This window comes from Trichocoleus sp. FACHB-90 (assembly GCF_014695505.1).
Taxonomy (GTDB): domain Bacteria; phylum Cyanobacteriota; class Cyanobacteriia; order Cyanobacteriales; family FACHB-T130; genus Funiculus; species Funiculus sociatus.
Genome location: NZ_JACJOK010000086.1, coordinates 1 through 2,384, shown reverse-complemented (window position 1 = coordinate 2,384; position 2,384 = coordinate 1). Strand labels below are relative to the sequence as shown.

Sequence of the window (2,384 nt, the reverse complement as noted above, 5' to 3'; positions counted from 1 at the left end):
AACGAAGAGGTTATGGGTTTAGAAACTTCAACAATTTCAAATTAAGAAGTTTTCTGACTTGGCATTTTGCCAGCTAATTTCAGTTTATTTTACATACCATGTTCGGTAGAGCCCATTTTTCTTAGTTAAGATGCAACTTAAGTGGAAGTTAGATACAAAACTTAAGCACTAGCTATAAACACATAAAAATATCAGGGTAAGCGCACCTCAAACGCTATTTACAGATAGGGTCTAGGTTTTCAATGGGATCGGGTAGTGCAGCTGCTAATACCGTTAGCATATAGGTATCATCCATAGCAGCCTGCTTTGACTTCTGCCGTAGACTGCGCTTGCCGGTCGCTTCTCGATTGAGGACATTGACAGCAAAACGGCGCAAAAGCGCGAGGTTGTGGGGGGCATGGAGAGAACGGACACGGCAACCATCCTCGGCAAACGTGACATCCAGCGTCCAATGTAAAGAATTTTCAATGCCCCAGTGTTGCCGAATCGCCGCAGCAATTCTGGAACTCTGAGGTGGTAAACTGCTTAGGTAAAATTGAATTTCGTGAGTGGTTTTATTCCATAAATGACGGGTGCGTTCAACCACCACAATCGTCTGAAGACCAGCCCATTCATCTGCCTGGTAGAGGGCAGGGAACAAGTCAATCGAAAGAGTCCAGACTTTGCGACTTTCGGTGCGGTGATGTCCTGCTTCGGTAGTGTGTTCTGAAGGCGGAGCTAAAGTGCCCTCAGCACGAGACTTGTTGAGCCATCTATCAACCTGTTGAAACAATGTGGGATGATTTGCTTTGAGGCTAAGGATGTAATCGGCATGAGCCGTATGAATCTGATAGGCGATATCCTTCTGCGTCCCCATCGCATCCAGAGTGACAATACAACCTTGAATATCGAGTAATTCTAGTAACGCTGGAATCGCGGTAATTTCATTCGACTTGTCCTGCACTTTCGTTTGCGCCAAGACGAGGCGATGTTGGGTTGCCCAGGCACTGACCAAGTGCAGTGCTTTAGAGCCTGCTTGACGGTTATAGGAACCATTGACACCCTTGCCATCAATGGCGATGACCTGGATACCCAATTCATCAACCAGTTGTTTAACCCATTGTTCAAAGCATTGTTCAAGTTGTTTGGGATTAATCTGCTCGAACACTCGTCGAAACGTATCTTCACTGGGAATACCATTAGGTAAAGCCAGAAATGTCGATAACCATGCTTGTTTACTCACACCGTAGAGTTCCATGTCTTCCCAACCCTGACCTCCCGCTATCACCGATAAAATGGCAATCGTTAAAATATCTGACAACTGATGTAAGCGTGTCCTTTCAACTCTTGGGTCAGTAATGGACGCAAAACAATCTTGGAGTCGCTGACTCACAGCCGCAGCTTCCAGAATTTTCGGTACTACGATTTGGGGGGCAACCGCGGGCACAAATCCTTTTGCCATGATCTCTGCTGGGGGCTAGGGGATAAGCTAGAGCATCCTCTAATTTAATCGTTCTTGTCACCCCTGCCACTCAAGGCGAATGTTCACCACCTCTTAACCCATTACTCAGCCAAACCGTCTGTATGTTTGGCTACGCTTTTAGATGCGCTTACCCTGATAAAAATATCCCAAAATATCAAAAATTATTGGGGGATATGTCGCCATTTCGATGACAAGCGTTATGCCAAATGTTAATTATTATTAGTAGCAAATACTCATGAGAGTTAGCTCATCAAACTATCATCTCAAACGAGTAAAACAATAGAGCAATTCTCGTATAGCGTGAGGTACATCTTACTTTTTTACCAATTCCCAATTCCCGAAAAACCAGAACCTTGTACCTCATCCAATTGAGAACCGCTATATGAGTAATATCAATTCATTAAATACTGCTACAGTTGACTCCCTAACGCCTTTTATAAAGGGGGAACAAGAAAAATATTTGTAGCAAGCTTTTAGGAAATTAATTAAGTCCACAAATATTACTGCTAAATTTAGGTAGCAATATTTGCCGTAGCCGGCTCTTTTAAGCGAGCTTTTCCCTTGTAGATTAGACCTGTTTTGAAAGTCTCCTTTCATTTTGGAGTGTGAGCGGTACGCTCATGAAAGTCTCTTGCAAAAGTCAAAAATTCACCCTCCTCAGTCCCCCCTTACTAAGGGTATGGTGTACACACAAGTCTTCTCTACTTACGTTTGAGGTTGATAAGCCCCCTAAATCCCCCAATTCTGGGGGACTTTGAACTCCGGTTCCCCCAAATTTTGGGGGGTTAGCAGGGTGGTTTCAATGTCAACAGAGAAAAATGAGGATGGGTTGATAAACCATATTCAACCATCAACCCATGACCCTCATAGATCAATTAAAAACCATTGCAGACCCCCGTAGTCCAAGAGGAAAACGGCATCC

At 44.0% G+C, this 2,384-nt stretch carries 1 protein-coding gene; it reads right to left on the bottom strand.

The genetic code is table 11. The features are described from left to right. Window positions 1-214: 214 nt before the first annotated feature. A complete protein-coding gene (locus H6F74_RS25190; RefSeq protein ID WP_242022458.1) occupies window positions 215-1,441 on the bottom strand; it encodes an ISAs1 family transposase in 1,227 nt (408 codons plus the stop codon). Window positions 1,442-2,384 lie beyond the last annotated feature (943 nt).